29 protein-coding genes and 1 pseudogene are annotated in these 24,462 nt (G+C 70.3%); 15 read left to right on the top strand and 15 right to left on the bottom strand.

Features of this window, described 5'->3' with window-relative positions; genetic code table 11:
• The first annotated feature begins 89 nt into the window (after positions 1 to 89).
• The gene (locus HJG44_RS07780) at positions 90 to 497 is read left to right on the top strand and encodes a hypothetical protein (protein WP_171217778.1); all 408 of its coding nucleotides are present in this window, start codon (positions 90 to 92) and stop codon (positions 495 to 497) included.
• Positions 498 to 551: 54 nt separating this feature from the next.
• Positions 552 to 1,901 carry a replication-associated recombination protein A gene (locus HJG44_RS07775; RefSeq protein WP_171217777.1) on the top strand — a complete coding sequence of 450 codons (1,350 nt, stop codon included), beginning with the start codon at positions 552 to 554 and terminating at the stop codon, positions 1,899 to 1,901.
• On the opposite strand, the gene HJG44_RS07770 is transcribed toward HJG44_RS07775, so the two are convergent.
• Entirely contained in the window at positions 1,898 to 3,439 is a 1,542-nt protein-coding gene (locus HJG44_RS07770) for a methyl-accepting chemotaxis protein (RefSeq protein ID WP_171217776.1), read from the bottom strand. The two genes, HJG44_RS07775 and HJG44_RS07770, sit on opposite strands and share 4 nt — an antisense overlap.
• A 136-nt stretch (positions 3,440 to 3,575) precedes the next feature.
• On the opposite strand from HJG44_RS07770, the gene HJG44_RS07765 reads away from it, so the two are divergent.
• Together HJG44_RS07765 and HJG44_RS07760 are read left to right on the top strand one after the other, a co-directional pair.
• A complete protein-coding gene (locus tag HJG44_RS07765; RefSeq protein ID WP_171217775.1) occupies positions 3,576 to 4,130 on the top strand; it encodes an ankyrin repeat domain-containing protein in 555 nt (184 codons plus the stop codon).
• Between the two features lie 40 nt (positions 4,131 to 4,170).
• Positions 4,171 to 5,247: an alpha/beta fold hydrolase gene (locus HJG44_RS07760; protein WP_171217774.1), complete on the top strand. Its 1,077-nt coding sequence runs from the start codon at positions 4,171 to 4,173 to the stop codon at positions 5,245 to 5,247.
• 12 nt (positions 5,248 to 5,259) lie between these two features.
• Here HJG44_RS07760 and HJG44_RS07755 read toward each other — a convergent pair whose 3' ends face one another.
• The 4 genes from HJG44_RS07755 to HJG44_RS24180 all read right to left on the bottom strand — a co-directional run bounded on the left by HJG44_RS07755 (position 5,260) and on the right by HJG44_RS24180 (position 8,334).
• A complete protein-coding gene (locus tag HJG44_RS07755; protein WP_171217773.1) occupies positions 5,260 to 7,032 on the bottom strand; it encodes a methyl-accepting chemotaxis protein in 1,773 nt (590 codons plus the stop codon).
• Between the two features lie 89 nt (positions 7,033 to 7,121).
• Complete coding sequence (locus HJG44_RS07750) at positions 7,122 to 7,736, bottom strand: nitrile hydratase subunit alpha (RefSeq protein WP_171217772.1); 615 nt, start codon at positions 7,734 to 7,736, stop codon at positions 7,122 to 7,124.
• Positions 7,733 to 8,014: an SH3-like domain-containing protein gene (locus HJG44_RS24185; protein ID WP_210260982.1), complete on the bottom strand. Its 282-nt coding sequence runs from the start codon at positions 8,012 to 8,014 to the stop codon at positions 7,733 to 7,735. Before HJG44_RS24185 ends, HJG44_RS07750 begins: the two co-directional genes overlap by 4 nt.
• A complete protein-coding gene (locus HJG44_RS24180) occupies positions 8,011 to 8,334 on the bottom strand; it encodes an SH3-like domain-containing protein (protein WP_171217771.1) in 324 nt (107 codons plus the stop codon). Before HJG44_RS24180 ends, HJG44_RS24185 begins: the two co-directional genes overlap by 4 nt.
• 95 nt (positions 8,335 to 8,429) lie before the next feature.
• On the opposite strand from HJG44_RS24180, the gene crcB reads away from it, so the two are divergent.
• The gene (gene crcB / locus HJG44_RS07735; RefSeq protein WP_171218196.1) at positions 8,430 to 8,813 is read left to right on the top strand and encodes a fluoride efflux transporter CrcB; all 384 of its coding nucleotides are present in this window, start codon (positions 8,430 to 8,432) and stop codon (positions 8,811 to 8,813) included.
• Positions 8,814 to 8,856: 43 nt separating this feature from the next.
• Positions 8,857 to 10,086: an RluA family pseudouridine synthase gene (locus HJG44_RS07730; protein WP_171217770.1), complete on the top strand. Its 1,230-nt coding sequence runs from the start codon at positions 8,857 to 8,859 to the stop codon at positions 10,084 to 10,086.
• Positions 10,087 to 10,141: 55 nt separating this feature from the next.
• On the opposite strand, the gene map is transcribed toward HJG44_RS07730, so the two are convergent.
• Entirely contained in the window at positions 10,142 to 10,894 is a 753-nt protein-coding gene (gene map / locus HJG44_RS07725; RefSeq protein ID WP_171217769.1) for a type I methionyl aminopeptidase, read from the bottom strand.
• Between the two features lie 106 nt (positions 10,895 to 11,000).
• Here map and HJG44_RS07720 point away from each other — a divergent pair.
• The 4 genes and pseudogenes from HJG44_RS07720 to HJG44_RS07705 all read left to right on the top strand — a co-directional run.
• A pseudogene (locus HJG44_RS07720) lies at positions 11,001 to 11,153 on the top strand (RluA family pseudouridine synthase); the annotation flags it as partial.
• Positions 11,154 to 11,232: 79 nt separating this feature from the next.
• Positions 11,233 to 11,898: a class I SAM-dependent methyltransferase gene (locus tag HJG44_RS07715; RefSeq protein WP_171217768.1), complete on the top strand. Its 666-nt coding sequence runs from the start codon at positions 11,233 to 11,235 to the stop codon at positions 11,896 to 11,898.
• Between the two features lie 52 nt (positions 11,899 to 11,950).
• Positions 11,951 to 12,613 carry an HAD-IA family hydrolase gene (locus tag HJG44_RS07710; protein ID WP_171217767.1) on the top strand — a complete coding sequence of 221 codons (663 nt, stop codon included), beginning with the start codon at positions 11,951 to 11,953 and terminating at the stop codon, positions 12,611 to 12,613.
• 1 nt (position 12,614) lies between these two features.
• Positions 12,615 to 13,343 (top strand): ATP12 family chaperone protein, encoded by a 729-nt coding sequence (locus HJG44_RS07705; RefSeq protein WP_171217766.1) that lies wholly within the window; start codon positions 12,615 to 12,617, stop codon positions 13,341 to 13,343.
• A 13-nt stretch (positions 13,344 to 13,356) separates the two neighbouring features.
• Here the strand turns inward: HJG44_RS07705 and HJG44_RS07700 are convergent, their stop codons facing one another.
• Together HJG44_RS07700 and HJG44_RS07695 are read right to left on the bottom strand one after the other, a co-directional pair.
• Positions 13,357 to 13,509 carry a hypothetical protein gene (locus HJG44_RS07700; protein WP_171217765.1) on the bottom strand — a complete coding sequence of 51 codons (153 nt, stop codon included), beginning with the start codon at positions 13,507 to 13,509 and terminating at the stop codon, positions 13,357 to 13,359.
• Positions 13,510 to 13,615: 106 nt separating this feature from the next.
• Entirely contained in the window at positions 13,616 to 13,774 is a 159-nt protein-coding gene (locus tag HJG44_RS07695) for a hypothetical protein (protein WP_171217764.1), read from the bottom strand.
• Positions 13,775 to 13,928: 154 nt separating this feature from the next.
• Here HJG44_RS07695 and HJG44_RS07690 point away from each other — a divergent pair, with 154 nt between their 5' ends.
• The 3 genes from HJG44_RS07690 (at position 13,929) to HJG44_RS07680 (ending at position 16,860) form a co-directional block, all read left to right on the top strand.
• Positions 13,929 to 15,455 (top strand): acyl-CoA carboxylase subunit beta, encoded by a 1,527-nt coding sequence (locus HJG44_RS07690; protein ID WP_171217763.1) that lies wholly within the window; start codon positions 13,929 to 13,931, stop codon positions 15,453 to 15,455.
• A gap of 191 nt (positions 15,456 to 15,646) precedes the next feature.
• A complete protein-coding gene (locus HJG44_RS07685; protein ID WP_171217762.1) occupies positions 15,647 to 16,030 on the top strand; it encodes an endonuclease domain-containing protein in 384 nt (127 codons plus the stop codon).
• 152 nt (positions 16,031 to 16,182) lie between these two features.
• Positions 16,183 to 16,860, top strand: coding sequence for a hypothetical protein (locus tag HJG44_RS07680; protein WP_171217761.1), 678 nt, complete (start codon positions 16,183 to 16,185; stop codon positions 16,858 to 16,860).
• Here HJG44_RS07680 and HJG44_RS07675 read toward each other — a convergent pair.
• The gene (locus HJG44_RS07675; protein ID WP_171217760.1) at positions 16,827 to 17,201 is read right to left on the bottom strand and encodes a hypothetical protein; all 375 of its coding nucleotides are present in this window, start codon (positions 17,199 to 17,201) and stop codon (positions 16,827 to 16,829) included. The two genes, HJG44_RS07680 and HJG44_RS07675, sit on opposite strands and share 34 nt — an antisense overlap.
• Positions 17,202 to 17,268: 67 nt before the next feature.
• Complete coding sequence (xth, locus tag HJG44_RS07670) at positions 17,269 to 18,063, bottom strand: exodeoxyribonuclease III (RefSeq protein ID WP_171217759.1); 795 nt, start codon at positions 18,061 to 18,063, stop codon at positions 17,269 to 17,271.
• Between the two features lie 208 nt (positions 18,064 to 18,271).
• On the opposite strand from xth, the gene HJG44_RS07665 reads away from it, so the two are divergent.
• On the top strand, positions 18,272 to 18,511 hold the full coding sequence (locus tag HJG44_RS07665) for an META domain-containing protein (RefSeq protein ID WP_171217758.1): 240 nt from the start codon (positions 18,272 to 18,274) through the stop codon (positions 18,509 to 18,511).
• Positions 18,512 to 18,544: 33 nt separating this feature from the next.
• On the opposite strand, the gene HJG44_RS07660 is transcribed toward HJG44_RS07665, so the two are convergent.
• The 3 genes from HJG44_RS07660 to HJG44_RS23985 all read right to left on the bottom strand — a co-directional run bounded on the left by HJG44_RS07660 (position 18,545) and on the right by HJG44_RS23985 (position 21,096).
• Positions 18,545 to 19,645 (bottom strand): alkene reductase, encoded by a 1,101-nt coding sequence (locus HJG44_RS07660; protein WP_171217757.1) that lies wholly within the window; start codon positions 19,643 to 19,645, stop codon positions 18,545 to 18,547.
• A 96-nt stretch (positions 19,646 to 19,741) separates the two neighbouring features.
• A complete protein-coding gene (locus HJG44_RS07655; protein WP_171217756.1) occupies positions 19,742 to 20,209 on the bottom strand; it encodes an NUDIX hydrolase in 468 nt (155 codons plus the stop codon).
• 92 nt (positions 20,210 to 20,301) lie between these two features.
• The gene (locus HJG44_RS23985) at positions 20,302 to 21,096 is read right to left on the bottom strand and encodes a cold shock domain-containing protein (protein WP_171217755.1); all 795 of its coding nucleotides are present in this window, start codon (positions 21,094 to 21,096) and stop codon (positions 20,302 to 20,304) included.
• A gap of 342 nt (positions 21,097 to 21,438) precedes the next feature.
• Here HJG44_RS23985 and HJG44_RS07645 point away from each other — a divergent pair, with 342 nt between their 5' ends.
• The gene (locus HJG44_RS07645) at positions 21,439 to 21,633 is read left to right on the top strand and encodes a hypothetical protein (protein WP_171217754.1); all 195 of its coding nucleotides are present in this window, start codon (positions 21,439 to 21,441) and stop codon (positions 21,631 to 21,633) included.
• Between the two features lie 2 nt (positions 21,634 to 21,635).
• Here HJG44_RS07645 and HJG44_RS07640 read toward each other — a convergent pair whose 3' ends face one another.
• Together HJG44_RS07640 and HJG44_RS07635 are read right to left on the bottom strand one after the other, a co-directional pair.
• The gene (locus tag HJG44_RS07640; protein WP_174873176.1) at positions 21,636 to 22,934 is read right to left on the bottom strand and encodes an O-antigen ligase family protein; all 1,299 of its coding nucleotides are present in this window, start codon (positions 22,932 to 22,934) and stop codon (positions 21,636 to 21,638) included.
• Positions 22,934 to 24,454, bottom strand: a complete 1,521-nt coding sequence (locus HJG44_RS07635) for an undecaprenyl-phosphate glucose phosphotransferase (protein ID WP_171217753.1) — start codon at positions 24,452 to 24,454, stop codon at positions 22,934 to 22,936. Before HJG44_RS07635 ends, HJG44_RS07640 begins: the two co-directional genes overlap by 1 nt.
• Positions 24,455 to 24,462: the final 8 nt, after the last annotated feature.

The following is a 24,462-nucleotide window of genomic DNA, read 5'->3' as shown; positions in this document are numbered from 1 at the left end:
GGGACGAACCGCAGACGATTACCTCCGGCGTAATCGACGCCCCAGACGGGCAGAGCGATCCTGGCTCCGCAACAGCAAGGAGCCCTGACATGATCTCTCGCCCGAACGCCTTCCTCCGTATCGCTCTTTTTGCGGATGCCGCGGCGAGCGGCGCGACCGGCCTCCTGATGGTCGCCGGGGCCGGTCCGCTCTCCCGGCTGCTCGCCCTTCCGGAGCCGCTCTTGCGCTGGGCCGGGATCCTGCTCCTGCCCTTCGCGATCCTGGTCTGGCGCGTAGCGCGCCCAGCGACGCCGACCAGGTCCGCGATCGTCGCGATCATCGTGGTGAACGCCGTGTGGGTCGTCGACAGCTTCTCGCTCCTTCTCAGCGGCTGGGTCGCGCCGAACGCTCTCGGGACGGCCTTCGTGGCGGCACAGGCCCTCGCCGTCGGCGCGCTCGCGGCCGCGCAGGCGGTGGGCCTGCGCATGGCCGCACGGCCGCACACCGCCGCAGCCTGACGGAGTTCGCGCGGCAAGGCTTGCACTCCGGGCGGGGAGGGGGACATTGAGCGGATGTCCGACCTCTTCGCCGCAGCTCGCCTGGATCAGTATGCGCCGCGGCCGCTCGCCGACAGGATGCGGCCGCAGCACCTCTCCGAGGTCGTCGGCCAGGACCACCTGGTCGGCTCCGATGGCGCCCTGTCCCGGCTCATCGAGTCCGGCTCGCTCGGCTCCCTCGTCTTCTGGGGACCGCCGGGCACCGGCAAGACGACGGTCGCCCGTCTCCTTGCCGGCGAGACGAAGCTCCACTTCGAGCAGATCTCGGCGATCTTCTCCGGCGTCTCGGACCTGAAGAAGCTGTTCGAGGCGGCCCGCGCGCGGCGCTCCATGGGGCAGGGGACGCTGCTCTTCGTCGACGAGATCCACCGCTTCAACCGCGCCCAGCTCGACGCCTTCCTGCCCGTCATGGAGGACGGCACGATCACGCTCGTCGGGGCGACGACCGAAAACCCCTCCTTCGAGCTGAATGCCGCGCTCCTGTCCCGGGCGCGGGTGATGATCTTCCGCGCGCTGGACGAGGCTGCGATCGCGCAGCTTCTCGCCCGCGCCGAGGAGATCGAGGGCAGGAAGCTGCCGCTCGACGAGGAGGCGCGCGCCTCGCTGGCCCGCATGGCCGATGGCGACGGCCGCGCCGCCCTGACGCTGGCGGAGGAGGTCTGGCGCTCCGCCAAGCCGGGCGAGGTGTTCGACGCCGCCCAGCTGCAGGAGATCGTGCAGCGGCGCGCGCCGATCTACGATAAGGGGCAGGAGGGGCACTACAACCTCATCTCCGCCCTGCATAAGACGATCCGCGGCTCGGATCCCGACGCCGCGCTCTACTATCTCGCCCGCATGCTGGATGCGGGGGAAGACCGGCTCTTCATCGCGCGGCGGCTGGTGCGGGCCGCCATCGAGGATATCGGCATCGCCGACCCGCAGGCGCTCGTCGTCGCGAACGCCGCCAAGGACGCGTTCGACTTCCTCGGCTCGCCGGAAGGCGAGCTCGCGCTCGCGCAGGCGGCCGTCTATCTCGCGACAGCGCCCAAATCGAATGCCGTCTACACGGCGTTCAAGGCGGCGACGCGGGTCGCGAAGGAGCACGGCTCGCTCATGCCGCCCAAGACCATCCTGAACGCGCCGACCAGGCTGATGAAGGGCGAGGGCTACGGCGCGGGCTACCGCTACGACCACGACGAGCCCGACGCCTTCTCGGGGCAGGATTTCTGGCCCGAGAAGCTCGGAAGGCAGACCTTCTATCGGCCGACCGGCCGCGGCCTGGAGGCTCGCATCACGGAGCGCCTCGCCCGTTGGGCGGAACTGCGCGAGGAGCGGCGGGCCGAGGATCGGTCAGCCCGGCGGGGCAGCCGGGCGGCGAAGGATTAGAACTCTTCCCAGTCTTCCTCCTCGACCGCGACGGAAGCGACCTTCACGGCCGCCGCGCTGCCGGAGCGGAGGATGCTGCCGCGAGCCGGAGCTTGGCGCGGCGCCGCAGACTGCGGCCGCGATCGCTGCGGCTGGATGCCGATATCGAACCGTCCCATGAGCTCGCTCAGCTCGCCCGTGGCCGCGCCGAGGGAGCGGGTGGCCTTCGTCGTCTCCTCGACGATCGCGGCGTTCTTCTGGGTCGCCTGATCGATCTGCCGCATGGCGGCATTGACCTGGTGCAGGCTGGAGGCCTGGTCCTCCGCGTGCCGGGCGATCTCGACGACGATATCGTTCACCGCCCCGATCTCGGCGACGATGCGCTCCAGCGCCTTGCTGGTATGGCCCACGAGCTCCACGCCCTGATCCACCTGCCCGGTCGAGGTCGAGATCAGGGTCTTGATCTCCTTCGCGGCCTCCGCCGAGCGCTGGGCAAGGGCGCGCACCTCGGAGGCGACCACCGCGAAGCCCTTCCCGGCCTCGCCAGCACGCGCGGCCTCCACGCCCGCATTCAGGGCGAGCAGGTTCGTCTGGAAGGCGATCTCGTCGATCACGCCGATGATCTGCGAGATCTGCCTGGACGAGCTCTCGATCCCGCCCATCGCCGTGATCGCGCGGCGGACAACCTCGCCGCTCGCCTCCGCTCGGCTCTTCGCCGTCGCGACCGCCTCGCGCGCTCTCTGGGCACCCTTGGCGGTCTGGGCGACGGTCGAGGCGATCGTATCGACCGCCGCCGCGGTCTCCTCGAGATTGGCGGCCTGCTCGGCCGTGCGCCGCGAAAGGTCATCCGCCGCCACGGAGATGTTCCCGACGCCGTCTTCGATGACGGAGACCGCCGACACGATGCTCGCCATCACGCGCTGGAGCTCGCCGATTGCGGCGTTGAGATCTGTCCGCAATGCATCTGCCGCGCCCGGAAGCTCGATGTCGGTCCGGGAGACGAGGTCGCCCGAGGCGAGCCGCGACAGGCCCGCGCCGATCGTCTCGCGAATGGCTTCCAGCCGCTCGGCCTGCTCGGCCCGAGCCGCCTCGATCTGCGCCTGCGCCTCCTTCTGGGCCGTCATATCCTGCAACGTCTCGACGACGGCCACGATGGCGCCGGTCTCGTCCGTGATCGGGCAGGCATCGATCGCGAGATAGCGGCGCTTCCCGTTCGGCAGGTCGCACCAGTTCTCGACGCTGCGCGCGCCGCTCACGGCCGAGCGGCCCTGCGCGGCGTAGAGGCTGCCCGCCTTGCTCTCCTCCCTGTTGAAGACCAGATCGGCAAGGCACGGCCGCTGCGCCGCGTAGAAGCCCTTCCAATGGTCCTTCGTGCCGAGGACGGAGCCGGCCGGAAGGCCGGTCAGGCGCTCGCAGGCCTCGTTCCACACCAGCACGCACCCGTTGCGGTCGAGCACGAACATCGGGACTGCCATCCGCATCACGGCGTCGAGCCCCACTTGGGCCGCGTCCTGCGCCGAGTCCCGGCGGAGCCTGATCAGCTTCGTCAATCCCAGCATGCGCAGCTTTCCACGATATGCGGATAATGCAGCCCAGGGTTTAGGAAAGCGTGAACCCGCGGCGGGCCCGCCGCGCGGCTTGCCTGGTCGGCCGGGCTGGGCCAATTCGTCGGAAAATGCTTGCGCGAGTTCCGCGATGCCCGGCGAAACGCAGAACCCACCGGCTTTCGACGAGGCGACCATCGCCTTCGCGGGACGCTGCTTCAATCTCGCGCGCGGCGGTTATGCCGCGGAACTCGAGCAACTGGTGGCGCAGGGCCTGCCGCCGAACCTCACGAACGACAAGGGGGACACGCTCCTGATCCTGGCCGCCTATCACGGCCATCACGAGACGGTGGCCATGCTGCTCGCGCGCGGCGCGGATCCCGATCGCCACAACGACCGCGGCCAGACGGCGCTCGCGGCCGCCTCCTTCAAGGGGGCGGAACGGGTGGTCTTGGCCCTCCTCGACGGCGGCGCCGCCGTCGATGCCTGCGGACCCGACGGTCGGACTGCCCTCATGGTCGCGGCGATGTTCGACCGGACGGGGATCGTCGATCTGCTGCTCGCACGCGGCGCCGATCCGGATCGCGTCGATGCGGAGGGCCGCAAGGCGATCGACCTCGCGATGACCATGAAGGCCTATGGGACCCCGCGTCGTCTCGCTGCGGCCTCGGCGGAGCGAATCGACAGCGCCAAGTCGCAGCGCTAGCCTCGATCCGGCTCTGGCAGAGGGGCCTGCGCAGGTCGGCATGTCGGGCTTCCCCGCCAGAGCGTTGCGGGCGCTGTGTTTCCTGGTGGCGGCGCTCGGGCTCGGTGCCTGCGCCCAGCTTCCTCCCGCGCAGGGTCGGGACGAACTCGTCCTCGGCATAGGGGGGCGCCATTCGGTCGAACCCGCTCCGCCGCATGCGGAGCTGTTTCTCGATTACGCGCTCCTGGCGGACCAGAGCTACGCGGACAGTCTCTACGACATGCGCGTCGCCCCGCCCTTCGATGTCGGGCCGGATACCTATTGCGCGGCGCGGCGGCGCCCGGGCGATCCATGCCGGGATGTCGAGGGCCTGACGGATCACGCCATCGCCCGCCTGAAGCGCTGGCGGCGGATCTATGCCGAGAAGGAGGCAGAATCCTTCCCGTGCCCGCCGGGCCGGGCAGGCTGCCAGGCGCCGCTGCCCGGCCTCGGCGTGCAGGTCTGGGTGAAGGCAGGCCGCGTGTGTCCGGAGGCCGCGATCGTGTTCCGCGGGACGGACGGGCAGACGGCGGACGACTGGTTCTCCAACCTGCGCTGGTTGCTCCGCCTCCTGCCGCTCTACGACCAGTACGACCAGGTGCAGGACTACACGCCTGCTTTCGTCCGGGTCATCGAGAGGGAGCGCTGCTTCGTCCGGGGGCGCACCCGGATCGTGGCGATCGGGCACTCGCTCGGCGGCGGGCTGGCACAGCAGGCGGCGTTCCGTGACGGGCGCGTCCGCCGGGTCTCGGCCATCGATCCGAGCTTCGTCACGGGCATCGAGGACCTCGACCCGAGGCTCGTCGCGGCGAACTCACAGGGGCTCGGCATCGACCGGCTGTACGAGCGCGGCGAGATCCTGTCCTATCCGCGCTTTCTCCTGCAGCAGCTCGATCCGCCGCGGGAATGCGATCCGCTCGTGCGCACGATCCGGCTCGACACGCTGCGCGGCAACCCGATCGAGCAGCATTCGCTATCCAGCATGGCGACCTCGCTCCTCGCCTGGTCGAAGGAGCGGCGCGCGAAGGGCCTTCGGGCCGACCTGCCGCTCCCCGGCCCGACGCCCGCAACATGCCGCGTACGGGTCGCGCGGCGCTGAAAGGGCCGGCAGTCAATACGCATACCCCACCCGGAGCGCACCCCAGTGGCGTCCGAAGGGCCGGATCGGAGCATCCACCTCGCGCGTCATCACGGCCGTCTCGCCGCCCATGTCGCGCGCATAGGACTGGACGAGGAAGGCCCGCATCGAGCGCGCCGCCGTGATGCCTGCGCGATCGTCGAAAATCCGCTTGTTCCGACTGTGCGCGATGTTCCAGAGCGGATCCTCCGGGCGCTGCGGGTGCGAGTAGCGGCGGTTGTGGACGGGGCAATAGCCGTTCCGGTCGACCGCGATGCAGAACAGGATATTCGCGTCCGAGGCCATGACGCGCTCGAGGACCACGGGGAGCTCCGCTTCCAGCACGGCTGTCGCCGGGCTGTCGAACTGCTTCGGGTTCGATCCGAGAATCTCGTGATAGGAGGCCGCGAACAGGTCCGCCTTCGGGAGCCGCCCGGAGCCGACGAGCCGTTCCAGGACTTCCTTCACCTCGCGGGCGGCCCCCTGGGCGGTCGCGATCATGGGCGCGTAGTCGCGCTCGGTCCGCTCGAGCAGAGCCGCAAGACGCTGCTGGGTCGCCGCCTCGATGTCCTTGAAGGCGCAATGAAGGCCGAGGGTGGAGCGGCCGACGGCGCGGATCGGGAAGCGGCCGAGGTCGCCGATCTCCACGGCGAGGTTCTCGGAGTCCAAGCTCGTCTCTGCCGGGCAGGCGATGAGCGCGCCGCCCGACCCGAGATCGATGGTTCTGACGGGTACGGGCAGCCGGCCCGGGGACAGGAGCCGGGCCGGGAGCTCGATCGGGAAACGGTGGGTACGCCGTCGGTCTCCGACCGTGCTGTGCCGGAGCACGGTGACGAAGCGGCGCTTCAGCCCGGATGCCAGCGCGTCGGCTTCCGACAGCGCCTGATGCGCATGGGTGACGCGCGCCGTCGCGGCCCTGGCCGCGGCGCTCGCAGCCTCGGCCCGCGCGTTGACCTGGTCGACATAGGACGAACTCTCGACGGCGCGTTCTGCGATCTGCCCGATCGAGTAGGTCTGCTCCGTCACAGCCGAACGCACCATTCCGAAAATGGGCTCCACGTCGCGCACGCTGGCTACGACGCGCTGGATGGCCTCGGCGGAGGCGGTCGCGCTCTGACGGACATTGTCGATGCGGCCGCGGATGTCGCCGATGGCGCGGCCCGCTTCGACGGAGAGTGCCTTGACCTCGCCCGCCACGACCGCGAAACCGCGTCCGGCTGGGCCGGCGCGTGCCGCCTCTATCGTGGCGTTCAGGGCCAGGAGATTCGTCTGCTGCGCGATCGCCGCCACCGTGTTGATGATCGACACGATCTCGGTGCTTGCCTGGACGAGGGCCGCCATCAGCTCCTCGGCGCTGCGGGAGCTTGCCACGGCCTCCGCGAGCGAGCCCTGCGCGAGCTGCATGGCGCGGTCGATCTCACCCGCGCTCCCGGCGAACTCCTCGATCAAGGCGGCGAGGGAGGCACTCTGGGCGGCCGCGTCGCGGCTGGCGGCGCGCAGCTCGGCGGCGACATCGCTGATCCGGCCGAGCTCCGCTTCCGCGCCGGCCGAGTCCCGCGCGGCCCGCTCGACGGCGGACGTGACCTGGCGGATGCCTTCGAGAACGTCCTCCTCGACGGCATCGAGCGTGTCGGCGTCGAGATCGGAGCGGGACGGCTGGGGCGGCGTGACGGTCTGGGGGTAGGCAGGAGCGAGCGGAGCCGGGTCCAGCGCCCTCATCCGGACGGCGTCCTTCCGCCGCGTCGCAAATCCCAGCAATGCCCGCATCGCGCGTCTCTCCGAGACACCGAGCTAGGTCAGTACGGTGAAGGACAGTTTAAGCCCGCGAGGATCGCGTGTCGTTCGAGCTTGCGCCCTTACCGCGCCGGCAGGCTCGCGCGGCCCGGCCTGCGGCCCGGAGAGGGCACCGTCACCCCGATCATGTCCCCTTCGGTGACGAGCGCGGCGAGCGCCTCCTCCGACCAGCCCTCCGTGCCCTCCGGCCGCATCGGGAGCACCATCCAGCGGTAGTCCGCGGTCGAATCGACGACCCGCAGCCTGGTGCTCGCCGGGAGCACCGTCCCCCATTCGGCGAGCACGCCCCGCGGGTCGCGGACGGCGCGCGCCCGGTAGGCGGAGGACTTGAACCAGAAGGGCGGATAGCCGAGCACGGCGCGAGGGTAGCAGGAGCACAGCGTGCAGACGACGAGATGGTGCAGGCCCGGCTCGTTGGCGAGCACGCCAAGGGGAGGCGAGCCCCGCATGAAGGCCCCGACCGCCTCGGCGGCCGCCGTGCCGTCTCGCAGCATCAGCGCGCGGTAATCCTCGTCCATCCAGGCCTTTGCGACCATGCGGGCGCCCTGTGCCGGCGAGGCCTGTTCGGTGATTGCGACCCGTTCGGCGAGCTCGGCCGGTGTGATGAGCCCCTTCTCGCAGAGCAGCCCGGACAGCGCCGTGAAGAGCGCGCCGCTCTCGGCCTCGAGCACGTTCATGCTGCCTCCAGCCAATGGTCGTAGATCTCCACCACGAGCTCGTCACCGCTGGCGTCGGGCCAGAGCTGCTTCAGCGGAAACGCGACATGGTAGAGCGCCCGCGTCGCAGCCGGGCGCGCAAAGGCGATGTCCTCCGGATTCGGAAAGTCGCCGAGGTGACGCACCACCGTACCGGTCTCGCCTCTGACGTAATGCGGCGTGCGGATATGGACGGGGCCGTCCGCCTCCGGCCAGGCATCCTTGACGCGGACGCGGGCGCCGGGCGCGAAGGCCGTCACGTTTCTGCTTCCAGTCGAGCGCGCAGCTCCGCCTCCGTCACCACGCCCTTGCGCAGGAGGTTGGCGGTCATCGAACGGATCCAGCGCTGATAGTAGCTGAGGCGATCGTATGCGTCGGCCGGGATCTCCTCGATGCCGCGCCGGAGCTCGTCGACCGTCATCAGGCCCTTCAGCGACAGCATCTGCCGGAGGGCATCGACCTGCTTGTCGAAATCCGTCAACGCGTGCGGCTCGGTGTCGACGCCTTCGCAGAGGTATTTCGATACGCCGCCCATGTCGTGATGGGCGCGGCGGGGGTCCGCTTCCTTGGCCTGGGTCATCGCTCGTCCCTTTGGGTCCGAACCTAGCGCCGTACGCGGGGTTCCTTCAATGCACCCCGCTTGGATCGGTGCCCGGCTCGGGCTACGGCTTCTCGATGCAGGCTACGCTGCTCGTCTTCGTCGGCGCCGGGATCGGCGGAGCCCTTCGGCACGGCGTCAATCTCGGCTGCGCGAGGCTATGCGGAACGGCGTTCCCGTGGGGGACGCTCGCCGTCAACGTGGTCGGCTCCTTCCTGATGGGCCTGATTGCGGGCTGGCTGGCGTTCCGCGTGGAGGCCGGGTGGGCGCAGCCGGTCCGGCTCTTCGTTGCGACGGGCATTCTCGGCGGCTTCACGACCTTCTCGGCCTTCTCGCTGGATGCCATGCTGCTTTGGGAGCGTGGTGAAGCGGCTCTCGCGGCCGGCTATGTTGCCGGCTCGATCATCCTGTCGATCGGGGCGCTCGCGCTCGGGCTCGCCCTGCTGCGCGGGCTCGCGTGAGGCATCCATGGCCGACTGGCCTGGGCGATGCTAGGGATGTCGCATGAAGGGATCGAGACTAGGCGGCAGCGAGCCTCGCGGCAGGGCCGGACGGCCACGTCCGGGTGGACGCGCCGCCGGCCGCCCGGCATCGCCGCGGACGGAAGCGCGGGCCCGGCCGCTCGGCCCGCGGCCCCCTTCGTCGGTACGGGAGTCCGGGGGCGCCGAGCGGCCCGGTGCCGAAGCTCCGGCCCTGGCTGACGGTGCCGGGCAGAAGCTCGGGGAGGCGTCCGCTGCGAACGGGGTCCAGACCGTGGCGGTCGCACCGGACGAGACGGGGATGCGCGTCGATCGGTTTCTCACCGCTCGTTTCCCGGATCTCTCCTTCGCGCATATCCAGCGGATCGTCCGGAAGGGCGAGCTCCGCATCGACGGCAAGCGCGCCAAGCCGAGCGACCGGCTCGAATCCGGCCAGCAGGTCCGAATCCCGCCGCTGAGGCTCGACGCGAAGCCGCCGGCGGCCCGTGCCGCGGATGCGGACTCGAAGGACGCGGTCTTCTTCCGCCAGAACGCCCTCTACGAGGATGACGACGTCCTGGTGATCAACAAGCCGTCCGGCCTCGCCGTGCAGGGCGGATCGGGGACGAAGCGGCACGTCGACGGGATGCTCGAGGCGCTGCGCGACAGGCAGGGCCAGAAGCCGCGCCTGGTGCACCGGCTGGACAAGGACACCGCCGGCTGCCTCGTGATCGCCAAGACGCGGTTCGCCGCGACCGCGCTCGCTAAGTCCTTCAGATCACGGGCGACACGGAAGATCTACTGGGCGCTGGTGGCCGGCGTCCCCCGGACGCGGCAGGGCCGCATCTCGACCTATCTGGCGCGCGAGGAGCTGGGCGAGGCGGACAGCCGGATGGCGGTCTCCAGGCACGGCGCCGAGGGCGCGAGCCACGCCCTGACCTATTATGCCGTCGTCGATCAGGCCGGGCAGAAGCTCGCCTGGCTGTCGCTGAAGCCGGTCACCGGCCGCACGCACCAGCTCCGGGCGCATGCGGCCCATATCGGCCATCCGATCGTCGGGGACCCGAAATACTTCAACGTCGAGAACTGGGAATTGCCCGGCGGCATCCAGAACCGGCTCCATCTCCTCGCCCGCCGCATCGTCGTGCCGCATCCGCGGACGGGCAAGCCGATCGACGTGACCGCGCCGCTCCCCGCCCATATGCAGCAGAGCTTCTCGCTCCTCGGCCTCGACACCTCGCGCTACGATCCGATCGAGGACGCCCCGGAGAGCTGAGGATCGCGCCGGCTTCGGGCTGCGTCCTTCGGGTCGGCTCCGGCCGCCGGCCTCACTATTGTCCCGGCATCGTGAGGACCAGCGGTCCGTTCCGTGTGGCGACGACCGTGTGCTCGTACTGGACCGTGAGGGCGCGCGGCCGGCTGTAAAGCGTCCAGGGATCGTCGCCATCCGCAGCGAACTCGGCGCCGAGAGACAGGAACGGCTCGACCGTGAAGACCAGGCCCTCCCGCATGATCCGGCGCTCGGAGGCGTCGGGCCAGGTTGCGATCTCGGTCGGCTCCTCGTGCAGCGACAGGCCAACCCCGTGGCTGGCGAGGTTGCGCACCAGCGTGTAGCCGTTCTTCCGCGCGAAGGCGCCGACGGCGCGGCCAATGCCGGCGAGCGGCTTGCCGGCGCGGACCTCGCGCAAGCCGGTCCACATGGCCCGGCGCCCGTCCTTGCACAGCCGCTCGACCGCGCGCGTCACGGGCGGGACCGCGAAGGATGCGCCGGTATCGGCGAAGTAGCCGTCCTTCTCGGCCGACACGTCGATGTTGACGAGGTCGCCCGGCCCGATCTTGCGCGCGCCCGGGATGCCGTGCGCGATCTCCTCGTTGACGCTGATGCAGGTCGCTCCAGGAAAGGCGTAGACCATCTCCGGAGCGGGACGTGCTCCGGCCGCTTCCATGACGTCCCGCCCGATCTGATCGAGTTCGCCTGTCGTCACGCCCGGCTCGAGGGCCTTGCCAATGGCCTGGAGCGTGTCGGCGACGATGCGCCCGATCTGCTTCAGACCGGCCAGGTCGTCTTCGCTCGACACCGTCATGCGGGCTCCTTCTGCAGAGCCGTCGCGGCTCCGATCGGCGCTTCTGCCATCCCTGCGCCGCTCGGCAAAGCGCGGCGGGTGCAGACCAGTGCGAGGCCGGGTCGCGCTCTCGGGCCGCCGCATCGTCGTGCCGCATCCCCGGACGGGCAAGCCGAACGACGTGACCGCGCCGCTCCCGGCCCATATGCAGCAGAGCTTCTCGCTCCTCGGCCTCGACACGTCGCGCTACGATCTGATCGAGGACGCTCCGGAGAGCTGAGGGCGGAGGTCCGCGGCGGCGGGCTACCCGGTGGACCAGAACGTTCACGCCGTCCAACATCGGTATGTTATAACAGGGCATGGACGCGTTCTCTGATCCGCAATCGGTGGCCCGCTACGCCGAAAACCCGCCCCGCCTGGTTCCCGGCTATGCCGACCTGCAGAAGATGACCCTGCTCCTCCTCGAGGAGCGCGCGCCGAGCAACGCGCAGGTACTCGTCCTGGGCGCGGGCGGCGGCCTCGAACTCAAGGTCTTCGCCCAGGCCCAGCCCGGCTGGTCGTTCCTCGGGGTCGATCCGTCCGCCGCGATGCTGAACCTCGCGCAGATGACCCTGGGAGACCTCTCGGAACGCGCACAACTCCATGAAGGGCTGATCCACAGCGCGCCGGAGGGCCCGTTCGATGCGGCGACCTGCATCCTGACCCTGCACTTCGTCGAGCGTCGGGAGCGGTTGACCACGCTCGAGCAGGTCCGGCGTCGGCTGAAGCCCGGTGCGCCCCTTGTGGTCGCCCATTTCAGCATCCCGCAGGGCGAGCTTGATCTGTGGCTCTCGCGGTATGCGGCCTTCGCGATCGCCTCCGGCGTAGAGCGCTCGCAGGCGGAGAACGCGCGATCCGAGATTGCGGAGCGGTTGCCGATCCTCGCGCCCGAAGACGACGAGCGGCTCCTGCGGGATGCCGGCTTCAGCGGAACCAGCCTCTTCTACATGGGATTCGCGTTCCGCGGCTGGGTCGCCTACGCGTGAGCTCCCCGGGGGGCAGGTCGCGCTTTCCGAAGCCGGGCACTACATCGTCCCCATGCACCTCGTGATCCTCGATGTCGACGGCACCCTCGTCGACAGCCAGCAGCTCATCGTGGCCGCCCAGCGCGAGGCCTTCGCCGCCTGCGGGCTCGAGCCGCCCACGCGGGAGCGCTCGCTCTCGATCGTCGGCCTCTCCTTGGTCGAAGCGTTCACGGCGCTGGTCGGACCGGCCGGTCCGGTCGAGGAGCTCGCCGAGGAATACCGTCGGGCCTTCGCGCGGCTTCGCGCCGACCCGGCCTGCATCGAGCCGCTCTTCCCCGAGGTCGAGGAGGTGATCGCCCGGCTCGCCGCGCGGGACGACCTCCTGCTCGGCATTGCGACCGGCAAGTCGCGGCGCGGCGTAGCCCATATCCTGGAGCGGCAGGGATGGCGGCGCGCCTTCTCCACCATCCAGACGGCCGACGACGCGCCATCCAAGCCCGACCCCGCCATGATCCTGCAGGCCATGGCCGAGACCGGGATCGGTCCGGAGGCGACCGTCATGGTCGGCGATACGACCTTCGACATGGCGATGGCGCGGGCGGCCGGCGTGCGGCCGATCGGCGTCTCCTGGGGCTACCATCCGGTCGCCGCTCTGGAGGAGGCTGGCGCCGGCACGATCATCGACCGCTTCTCGGCCCTGGAGCCGCTCCTCCCGCTGCGCGCGGAGGCCGCCTGACATGGCCGGGACGCCGATCCCTGCCGCGACCAGGCGCTTCTACGAGCAGGCCGGCATCGCCGAGGACGAGGGCGGCTTCGCGCTCACGCTGGACGGGCGCCGCGCCCGCACGCCCGGCCGGGCGCCGCTCACGCTGCCCACCCGGGCGCTTGCCGAAGCGATAGCGCGGGAATGGCAGGCCCAGGGCGCGAGCATCGACCCGACCACGATGCCGCTGACCCGGCTCGCGAATTCCACCATCGACGGCGTCGTGCCGCGGGCGGAGGAGGTGCGGGCGGATCTCGTCCGCTATGCCGGGTCGGACCTCGTCGTCTATCGCGCCTCAGGGCCGGACCGGCTGGTCGCCGAGCAGGCCGCCGCCTGGGACCCGGTCCACGCCTTCGTGCGCGACAGCCTCTCGGCGCATTTCGTGCTGAGCGAGGGCGTGATGTTCGTGGAGCAGCCGGCCGAGGCGGTGGCGGCGGTGCGCGAGGAGATCGCCCGCGAGACCTCGCCCTTCGCGCTCGCGGCGCTGCACGTCATGACGACGCTCACGGGCTCGGTGCTGATCGCCCTGATGCATGCCGCCGGCCGCCTCCCGGCGGAGGAGGCCTGGCGCGCGGCCCATGTCGACGAGTTCTTCCAGGAGAGTCGCTGGGGCGAGGACCACGAAGCCTCCGAGCGGCGGAAACAGCGCGAGGCGGAGTTCCGGGCCGCCTCGCTCTTCCTCCAGCTGTCCCGCGCCGGCTAGCGCGGGCGGGGGCTCACATCGTCGACAGCGATGCGATGGTCGAGGCGGCGCTCACGGCCGCCACGACCGCGAGGCCGAGGGGAAGCAGCGGAACGCGCGCGGCCTCGACGCCGAGGTTCTTCATCTCGGCCCTGAGGCGGGCCGATCGGGCATCTCGTCTTTTCATTCTTCCTTCTCAGGCGCGCCGGCGGATCGGCGCAGTCAGCGGCTGATATGATGTTGCGCCGCACAAACTTCATCGGCCTTGGCGCATATGCCGCGTTCGGGCAGGTTCACAGTCCGGAGAGCGTCAGCACCACGGAGGCCGCGTCGGCTGCGGCCACCAGCCCGAGAACCAGGGCGGGATAGGACGGGCGCCGGTTGAGCCGGAGCTGGCGCATCTCGGCGCGGATCGCGGCATGGTGGGGATCGGACGCGGATAGGTGGGACATCGTCGCCTCCTCGGTCCCGGAAAGCCGGTCCTCCGCCGGCCTTGCCGACCAGACCACACGGCGCTCCGGCCGGAGGTGCGGCGGCGCACCTCGCCGTTTGTCCCCGCTCCCCGACATGCTACGCAGCCCTCGGCAGGAGACGAGACGCAGGCCCATGAAAGAGATGCTGGAGCTTTTGGCCGAGCGGCGCGCGGCGGCGCGGCTCGGGGGCGGCGAGAAGCGGATCGCGGCCCAGCACGGGCGCGGCAAGCTCACCGCGCGCGAGCGGCTGGAGCTCCTGCTCGACCATGGCTCCTTCGAGGAGTTCGACATGTTCGTGCAGCACGGCTGCACGGATTTCGGCATGGCGGAGGTGAAGATCCCGGGCGACGGCGTCGTGACCGGCTGGGGCACGATCAACGGCCGCACCGTCTTCGTCTTCTCCAAGGACTTCACCGTGTTCGGCGGCTCGCTGTCGGAGGCGCATGCCCGCAAGATCACCAAGATCCAGGACATGGCCCTGAAGGCGCGGGCGCCGATCATCGGCCTCTTCGACGCGGGCGGCGCCCGCATCCAGGAGGGCGTGGCGGCGCTCGGCGGCTATGGCGAGGTGTTCAAGCGCAACGTGATCGCCTCGGGCGTCATCCCGCAGATCTCGCTCATCATGGGACCCTGCGCGGGCGGCGACGTCTATTCGCCCGCCATGACGGACTTCATCTTCATGGTCCGCGACACGTCCTACATGTTCGTGACCGGCCCGGACGTCGTGAAGACCGTCACCAACGAGATCGTGACGGCGGAGGAACTCGGCGGCGCCAAGGTCCACACGACCAGGTCCTCGATCGCGGACGGCGCCTACGACAACGACGTGGAGGCGCTCCTCCAGATGCGGCGGCTCGTCGACTTCCTGCCCGCCAGCAACACGGAGCCCGTCCCGGTCTGGGAGAGCTTCGACGACGTCGACCGGCTCGACCGCTCGCTCGACACGCTCGTGCCGGACAACCCGAACAAGCCCTACGACATGAAGGAGCTGATCCTGAAGGTCGTGGACGAGGGCGACTTCTTCGAGATCCAGGAAGCCTTCGCCAAGAACATCATCACGGGCTTCGGCCGCATCGAGGGGCACACGGTCGGCTTCGTGGCCAACCAGCCGATGGTGCTGGCCGGCGTGCTCGATGCCGACGCCTCGCGCAAGGGCGCCCGCTTCGTGCGCTTCTGCGACGCCTTCAACATCCCGATCGTCACCTTCGAGGACGTGCCGGGCTTCCTGCCCGGCACGGCGCAGGAATATGGCGGCCTGATTAAGCACGGCGCGAAGCTGCTCTTCGCCTATTCGGAGGCGACCGTGCCGCTCGTCACCGTCATCACGCGAAAAGCCTTCGGCGGCGCCTACGACGTGATGGCGTCCAAGCATGTGGGCGGCGACGTCAACTATGCCTGGCCGACGGCGCAGATCGCCGTGATGGGCGCCAAGGGCGCGGTCGAGATCATCTTCCGCGGCATGGATGCGGAGGGCATCGCGCAGAAGACGAAGGAATACGAGGACCGCTTCCTGTCGCCCTTCGTCGCGGCCGAGCGCGGCTATATCGACGAGGTGATCATGCCGCACTCGACCCGCCGCCGCATCGCCCGCGCCCTCGCCATGCTGCGCGAGAAGAAGGTCGAGATGCCGCTGAAGAAGCACGACAACATCCCGTTGTAGGCTTTGCCGGAACGGTCGTGCGCGTCCCTTCTCCCCTTGCGGGAGAAGGTGGCCCCCGGGCTTGTCCCGGGGGTCGGATGAGGGATTTGCGCGCTGGATCACCCCTCATCCGTCGTCGCTGCGCGCCGACACCTTCTCCGCAAGGGGAGAAGGGAGGCAGCGGCACGGTTTGCGCGCGATCGGATGAGGGCATGCCTCATCGCCGGATCCCGGACCATTCCCGCCGCTTCGCGGGCGAGCAGAGGCGCGAGCCCACGCGCGCGGAGGAGATGCTGTGGCGCGAGCTTCGGGGCCGGCACCTCGCGGGCCTGAAATTCCGCCGGCAATGCCCGATCGGCCGGTATGTCGTCGACTTCGTCTGCTTCGACGCGAGGCTGATCGTCGAGCTGGACGGGCGGCCGCACGACGACCCGGGGCAGCGCGCGCACGATCGGGCCCGTGACGCCTGGCTCCGCGCCGAGGGTTTTCGGGTTCTGCGCTTTCCGAACGATCTTCTGCTCGGAGGCTCGGGGGACCTCGTGCTGGAGGCGATCCGGAAGGCGGCCGCGGAGCACCGCTCATCCGACCTTGGCTGACGCGCTCCGGGGCGCTCCTTCTCCCGCAAGGGGAGAAGGGGAGGCGCCGGCAGGCGGGCGGACCGGCTTGCCCGCTGCCTGTACATAGGAAAACAAGCCTTGACAGCCCATCGTCATAGGCCTACGTTCCTAGTCACGCCGGAACCGCCGCCATGCCCTTCGCACCCAAAGCCCCGATCGACCTGGCCCTGAAGGAGCGCATCCGCATCGCCTATTACGTCGAGGAGCGGTCGATCGCCGAGGTCGAGGCGATCGCGGGCGTCGGGCGGGCAACCCTGTATCGCTGGTTCCACGCCTGGGGCTGGCCGCTGCGCAAGCCGATGCGGAGCCGGGCGGCGGGGCAGAACGGTGCGCCCGTCTTCAGGCCGGCGGGGCAGGAGGCAGGCGCCGGCCCGATCGCCGCCGCTCCCGGCGAGCCTCCGGCCGGGGCGGGATGGCAGCCGGCGACAGGGCGTGTCTCCCTGAAGGTGCGCCTGCGGCGGCTCGTCGAGCACCGGATCGCGGTCCTGGAGCACGAGACCATGTCGGGAGCCGCGATCGACCCGGAGGCGAATGCGCGGGCGATCGAGCTCAATGCCCGCACGCTCGCCACCATCGAGAAGCTCGACGGCGAGGCCGATCTCTGCCCGAATTGCAGGGACGAGCCGCCGGCGCGGTCGCTGAACGAGCTCAGGGACGAGCTGCGCCGGCATCTCGAGCGGATCGCCGGCGAGGAGGACGAGGATGACGAGGCGGAGGGACTTCCGCCGCTCGGCTGGGACGACGAGGAGGAGGGCGCCGATGCAGGCCCTGCCGCTCACTCCTCCGGCGGGGCGGCGGCGGGTTCCTGACCGGCGCCGCGCAGATAGCGCGGCACCATCTTGCGGGCCGCGAGCGCCGCGTAGATCCCGGCGCCGAGAAGCGCGACGCCGAGCCCGAGGGCGAGCGCCGCGCGCGTGCCCGGGACGGCGGGAAGCTCGACGCCCCCGAAGCGGTTCCCGATGGCGCGCTCGGCCTTGGCCCGACTGCGCTCGCGGACGCGCAGCGACACCTCGAACAGGTCCTCCGCCCGGCGGACGATCCTGATGCCGTTGCGGGCGAAGCCGGCCTGCGTCAGCCGGCCGGCGATCTCGTGCGCCTCCTCCAGCGTCTCGGCCCCGGCCGAAACGAGCGCCAAGCCCTCGCGCGCCATCGAACCTCTCCAGCCTCTCCCGTCGCGTCACAAGCGCCCGCAGCCGCGCATTGTTCCCGCGTCGCGGTCAGGCCGCCGGGATGTCGAGCGCGACCGAGACCGGGACGTGGTCGGACGGCTTGTCGAGCGCGCGCATGCGCTTGTGGATCTCCACGCCCTGCAGGCGGTCCGCGGCCTGGGGCGAGAGGAGCAGGTGGTCGATGCGGATGCCCTTGTTCTTCTGCCAGGCGCCGGCCTGGTAGTCCCAGAAGGTGTAGAGCCCGGAGCGGTCGTCGCAGGCGCGCAGCGCATCCGTGTAGCCGAGCCCGAGGATGCGGCGCCAGGCGGCCCGGCTCTCCGGCTGGAAGAGCGCGTCGTTCGCCCAGGATTCCGGATCGGACACGTCCCTGAATTCCGGGATGACGTTGAAGTCGCCGGCCAGCACCGTCGGCTCCTCGAGGGCGAGGAGCCCGGCCGCGTGGCGCTCCAGCCGCTCCATCCAGGCGAGCTTGTAGGAGAACTTCTCCGTTCCGATCGGATTCCCGTTCGGCAGGTAGATGGAGGCGACGCGCACCGCGCCGCCGCCGGGGATCGAGACCACCGCCTCCAGGTAGCGCGACTGCGCGTCCTCGTCGTCGCCCGGCAGGCGCGGCGTCACGTCCGCGAGCGGCAGCCGGGACAGGATCGCGACCCCGTTGAAGCCCTTCTGCCCGTGCACGGCGACATTGTAGCCGAGCTCCTCCACCTCGAGGCGCGGGAAGGCCTCGTCGACGCATTTGATCTCCTGCAGGCAGAGCACGTCCGGCTTCGCCTCGGTGAGGAACTTCTGCAGGTGAGCGAGACGCTGCTTCACCGAGTTCACGTTCCAGGTCGCGATGAGCATGGCCGCCTTCACGGGCCGCGGGCGCGGCCGATCGCTGTCGTGAAGCGGTCCGAACGGGTCCGGTCAAGCCCGCCCCCGGCCGCCCGGGAATTCGCCCGCTGTTGAAGGGAGGTGACAGGAGCGGCCGTTCTGGCCCGCGGCCTGCCGGGAGCGTTGCGCGGCGCCGCAGCGCGGGGCAGGTTCGGGCGATCTCCGAGGCCCCGCCGACATGCCAATCCTGAAGCTCGCCCCCGTCCTGGCAGCAGCCGGCCTGCTCGCCGGCTGCGTCTCCTCGACCGACTACGCCTATCCGGTGACGGGCGATCCCGTGAACCCGACGCCCGTCCCGGGCTACCGGGTGCAGTGCGACTCGGTCCCGACGGTCCCGAATCTGTTCGGCGACGACCACGTCACCGGCTGCCGGCAGATCATCGGGCCGGCGAGCGACGTCGTCGTCGCCAAGGGCTGAGAAGCGGAGCCGCCGCCGGCCCGTTCAGGCGCCTCAGGCCGCCTTCGCGGCCGCGAGCGTCGGGTAGTCGGTGTAGCCGCGCTCGTCCCCGCCGTAGAAGGTCGTCTGGTCCCACGCGTTCAGCGGCGCGCCGATGCGGAGCCGCTCGACCAGGTCGGGGTTCGAGATGAAGGCCTTGCCGAAGGCGATCGCGTCCGCCCGGCCGGACCGGACGGCCTCGATAGCAAGCTCGCGGGTATAGCCGTTATTGGCGATATAGACCCCGCCGAAGGCCTCCCGGAGCGCCGCGTAGTCGAAGGGCAGGTTGTCGCGCGGCCCGCCGGTCGCGCCCTCGATGACGTGCACGAAGGCGAGCTTCATCTCGCCGAGCTTCCGGGCGACATGCTCGAAGAGCGGCTGCGGGTTGGAATCCGCGATGCCGTTCGCGGGCGTCACCGGCGAGAGCCGGATGCCGACCCGGCCGGGGCTCCAGGCCTTGGCGACGGCCTCGGCCACCTCCAGCGTGAAGCGCGCCCGGTTTTCGATCGAGCCGCCATAGGCGTCCGTGCGCCGGTTGGCGCCGTCCTTCATGAACTGGTCGAGGAGGTAGCCGTTGGCGCCGTGGATCTCGACCCCGTCGAAACCCGCCTCGCGCGCCCGCTCGGCCGCCCGGGCGAAGTCCCGCACGATGCCCGGGATCTCCTCGATCGCGAGCTCCCGCGGCGGCGACACCTCGGCGAAGCCGCTCTCGATGTAGGTGCGCGTCCTGGCCGGGATGGCGGAGGGGGCGACCGGCGCCGCCCCGTCCGGCTGGAGCGATACGTGCGACACGCGGCCGACATGCCAGAGCTGGATCACGATCCGCCCGCCCGCGGCATGGACGGCGTCCGTGACCTTCCGCCAGCCGGCGACCTGGGCGTCGGTGTAGATGCCGGGCGTCCAGACATAGCCCTGGCCCTGCCGCGAGATCTGCGAACCCTCGCTGACGATGAGCCCCGCCGAGGCGCGCTGGCGGTAGTACTCGACGTTGATGTCGCGCGGTGCATCCGTGCCGGGCGCGGCCCGGTTGCGGGTCAGCGGCGCCATGACGATGCGGTTGGCGAGCGTGATCTCGCCGGCCTGGAGCGGTCGGAAAAGAGGTGAAGCGTCGGACATGTAAGCCTCTGCAGCAATTTCTGCTGCAGTGCGATATAGGTCGCGGACGCGCCGTGGGAACTGCCCGGGATGCAGGGCTGCCTCCGCACGGGCTGCTTACATGCGCCCGAGCGCGGTCGCGAGCCGGTCCAGAAGCGGCGCCTGGGCGGCCAGGATGCGCGTCCGGGCCTGCGCGAGGGAGAACCAGGCGGCCCGGTCGATCTCGGGCACGTCGATCGAGCGGCCGCTGCGCGGCGGCCAGACGATGGCAATCATGTTGCTGCGGATCGCGCTGACATCGAGGTCGCCCGCGAGCGCGAAGGCGACGACCGTCTTGCCCCCGGCCTGGCGGATCTCGCCGAGCTCGATCAGCTCGCCGTCCGGGGCAGCGGTCCCGAGCTCCTCGGCGAATTCCCGCAGCGCGGCCGCGCGCGGCTCCTCGCCGGGATCGATCTCCCCCTTCGGGATCGACCAGGCGCCCGCGTCCCGCTTCGCCCAGAACGGCCCGCCGGGATGGACCAGCAGGACCTCCGGCCCGTCCGGACCGGAGCGGTGGAGAAGGATGCCGGCGCTGCGCTTCGGCATGGAACGGTTCCGGCAGGACGGCGGCATGAAAAAGCCCGCTCTCGCGAGCGGGCTCGTTCCGGATCGGGAGGCCGGCAGCGCCGGCCTCGGGATCAATCGACCACGTCGATCGTGGCGACCTCGCGGCCCTTCTGGCCCTGGGTGACGCCGATCTGCACGCGCTGGCCTTCCTGGAGGTCGGCGAGGCGCGCGCGCTCGAGCGCGGAGCGGTGGACGAACACGTCGCGGCCGCCATCGTCGGGCGCAATGAAGCCGAAGCCCTTGGCCGGGTTGTACCATTTCACGACGCCGGTCATGTTTTCGACCGGGCCGGTCTCGCGCGGGGCGCTCGGGAAGGACCGGCGCGGGCCGCCGAAGCCGCCGCCGCCACCCCCGCCGCCTCCGAACCGGTCGCCGCCGCCGCCGTAACCGCCGCCGCCACCGCCACCGCCACCGCCACCGAAGCGATCGCCGCCGCCACCCCCGCCGAACCGGTCACCGCCGCCGCCGAAACCGCCGCCCGGACGACGCGCCTGGCGAGGCTCCGCCGTCGAGGTGTCGACGCTCACGACCTCGGTCACCTGGGGACCGCGCTGGCCGGCGGCCACGCGGACCACCAGCTTCGTGCCCGGCTCGAGCTCGGTATGGCCCGTCGCCTCGACCGCGCGGATATGGAGGAAGGCGTCCCCCGAGCCGTCGGAAAGCTCGGCGAAGCCGAACCCCTTCTCCGGGTTGAACCACTTGACCGTCGCTTCCTGCTCCGGGCCCGACGGAGCCGCCGGGCCTCGGCTCATCGGCCGGGACGACGATGGGGGCGGGGAATCGTAGGGGCTGGGACCGCGATCGGCTCCAAAATCGTCCCCGAAACCGCGCCGTCGCTGGTCTCGGAAGTCTCGTCCTCTGCTCATCTGATAGAACTCGTGCGAAGGCCTGCTCGGCTGGTTGACGCTGACCGGATCGTCCCTCACCGCTGTGCGGAATTCGGGTGCGAGAGTCGTCTTTGACTGCGGCTCCGGGTCGAAAGCGCCTGATCGGGATCAGTGTAAAGCGTAGGAAGGCGAGACACGACGTGGATCGGCGGCGACGTCCCATCATCGGGGCAGCGTGGGAACAGGTCAAGGCTTCGCGGCGGGCTTCGCCGTCGATTTTTGTGCGACTTCCGGCGTAAGGTCCGCATTTTCCCGTCCAGCGCGGATGCAACCGCCCGCCCGCGGCATTGTTGACCTGCAGGTTTAAGCCTGGAGGGAACGATGGCCAATTCGGCACGGGGAGGTACCCCGACCGGGACGGGCGGGCTCAATCCCGGAGACGATGCGAAGCCCGGGACCCCGGGAAGCGGCGAGAACACGTGCCCGGCCTGCGGCGGCTCGGGCCGCGTCGAGAACGCGCCGTGCCAGGAATGCGGCGGCACGGGCGTGGTGACCGAAGGGATCGGCGGCGGCTGAGCTCAGGCGGCCCGCGGCAGGAGAGCCGCGGACCGGGCGGCTCCCTGCCCGGGATCCGGGACGGCGGATCGCGAGGCGAGCCAGCGGCGTCTGCCGGCTTCCAGTCCCCAGACCATCCCGAGCATGATGTAGACGTGGCGCCAGTGGTCGATGTCGATCTGCAGGGCCTGCAGGAAGAACATCAGGACCGCCGGGAAGACGATCTGGGCCTGGCGCTGGTACGGCGATGCGGTCAGGCACAGGCGGAACCCGACGAAGATCGTCACCAGGACGAGGCCGATGAAGGCGAGGCCGCCCGTCCAGCCGCCATTGGCGAAGCCGCCGATATAGGAATTGTGCGGCTCGAGCCCGAAGACCAGCCGGAACCGGAGCGGGCCGAAGCCTTCCGGCCTCTCGATCAGCATGGGGATGGAGCGGATCTGGTTGCCGAAGCGACCGGTCACGCCCTGGTCGTAGCTCTGCGTGAGCCGCGCGCGGTCCGCGAAGCGCTCGCCCACATCCCCGACGGAGAGGAGCCCGAGCAGCAGCAGCGTTGCGAGGCCGACGCCCACGAGCCCGAGCGCCACGATGCGCCGGCGCACCCGAAGCGGGTTCGTCCGGAAGGTCATGAAGGTCATGACCGCCGTGCCGAGAACCAGCGCCGCCCAGGCTCCTCGCGAGAACGACAGGAACACGCCCGCCAGGAGGAGGAGCAGGCCGGCCGTGGCGAGGATCGGATGGCGGCCGTCTCCGGTCATCAGCCCGCGCAGGAGATAGAGGACGCCCAGGACCAGGAAGGATCCGAGGACGTTCGGGTCCTGGAAGACGCCGGCGGCGCGGCCGTCCATCACGAAGAGGAGGCCGGTATCCTTGAAGTAGGACAGGATGCCGGCTCCCGCCGCAAAGATGCAGCTCGCCAGATAGGCCTTGAGCGTCAGCTCGACCCGCCGCTCCGTCTGATGCGCGAAGAACATCACGAAGAAGATGGCGGTGACCATCAGATAGAGGGACTGGATGGTCCACAGCGTCGGGTCGGGCTCGGCGAAGTAGGGCACGAGCGCGGCGACGAGGGAAACCTTGTAGAAGAGGAGGAGCGCGACGAAGGGCAGCGAGGAGCGGTGCAGGCGCACGCCCAGCACGAACCAGACGAGCATCGCCGGGATCGCCGCGAAGTCGTAGGGCGAGGGCCGCAGGAAGGTGAAGCAGGTGAAGAAGATGAAGAGCGCGAACAGGAGATAGCCCGCGCTCTCCAGCACCTTCCGGGCCGGCTGGGCCCGGAAGCCCGGCATCGGCTCCGGTCCGGCTGTCATGACGGCCGACATCAGTACGCGTTCTCGGTCTTGAGCAGCGAGAAGGGCGTGGCGAGCAGGATGTAGAGGTCGAAGAACACCGACCAGTTCTCGATGTAGTAGAGGTCGTGCTCGACGCGCCGCTGGATCTTCTCGGGCGTGTCCGTCTCGCCGCGCCAGCCGTTGATCTGGGCCCAGCCGGTGATCCCCGGCTTCACGCGGTGGCGCGCGAAATAGCCGTCCACGACCTGGTCGTAGAGCCGGTTCTGCGCGTTCGCCTTCACGGCATGCGGCCGCGGGCCGACGAGCGACATGTCGCCCTTGAAGACGACGTTGAAGAGCTGCGGCAGCTCGTCGATCGAGGTCTTGCGCAGGAGGCGTCCCACCCGGGTCACGCGCGGATCGTCCTTGGTGACGAGGCGCGACGCGGCCGCATCGGTCTGGTCCACGTACATCGTGCGGAACTTGAAGACCTCGATCAGCTCGTTGTTGAAGCCGTAGCGCTTCTGCCGGAACAGGACCGGCCCGCGGGAATCCAGCTTCACCGCGAGCGCCGCCGCGATCAGCAGCGGGCAGGTGAGGAGCAGGATGAGGCTGCCCGCGACCTTGTCGAAGATCCATTTGAGGACGAGGTCCCAGTCGGCGATCGGCCGGTCGAAGACGTCGAGCACCGGGACGGAGCCGATATAGGAATAGCTTCGCGGCCGCAGGCGCAGCTTGCTCGCATGCGCCGAGAGCCGGATGTCGATCGGCAGCACCCAGAGCTTTCCGAGCATCTGCAGCAGGCGGTTCTCGGCCGAGATCGGCAGCGTGAAGATCACGAGATCGAGCGGGGTGCGGCGCGCATAGTCGACGAGGTCGGAGACCGTGCCGAGCTTCGGGTGTCCGCCGATGACCGGAGGCGAGCGGCTGTCGTCGCGGTCATCGAAGACGCCGACGATGCGGATGCCCGTCTCGGGCTGGGCGTCGAGCGCCCGGATGATCTCGTTCGCGGGATCGCCGCCGCCGACGATGGCCGTGCGCCGCTCGAAACGGCCCTCGCGCGTCATGCGGCGCACCAGGATGGCGAGGCCGATCCGCTCCAGGATGAGCGCGGCCAGTCCGGCCAGGTACCAGCTCCCGAGCCACACGCGGGAGAGCGATTGGCCGGCCTTGAGAAAGAAGACCAGCGCGATCGCGCAGAGGAACACGAAGGACCATGCGCCGGCGAGCTTGAGCCCGGTCGGGATCAGCGAGCGCAGCGCGGTGACCGTGTAGACGCCGACGGCCTGGAACGCGAGCGCCGCGAGCCCCGTGATGGCGACGAGCGCCACCCCGTAGGTCCAGCCCAGGGTGACGTGGCCCTTCAGGTAGGCGAAATGGACGAGGATGCCGGTCCCGGCGACGAGGACGAGTTCCAGCCCCCGCACGAGGCCCGCCAGGACGAGGGGGGAAACGCGGTCCGGGCGCGGATGCTCGACCTGGATCGAGGCGGAGTTCGGAGCGTCGCGGCGTGACGCGGCGGCCGCCGTCTCCCGGGCGGCGCCGATGACGTCTCGAACATGTAGGCCCATGCCAACCG

Origin of the sequence: Enterovirga aerilata, from assembly GCF_013044135.1 — a bacterium.
Taxonomy (GTDB): domain Bacteria; phylum Pseudomonadota; class Alphaproteobacteria; order Rhizobiales; family Beijerinckiaceae; genus Enterovirga; species Enterovirga aerilata.
Note: the sequence above shows the minus strand (reverse complement) of the source record. Positions and strands in the feature narration are given on the sequence as shown.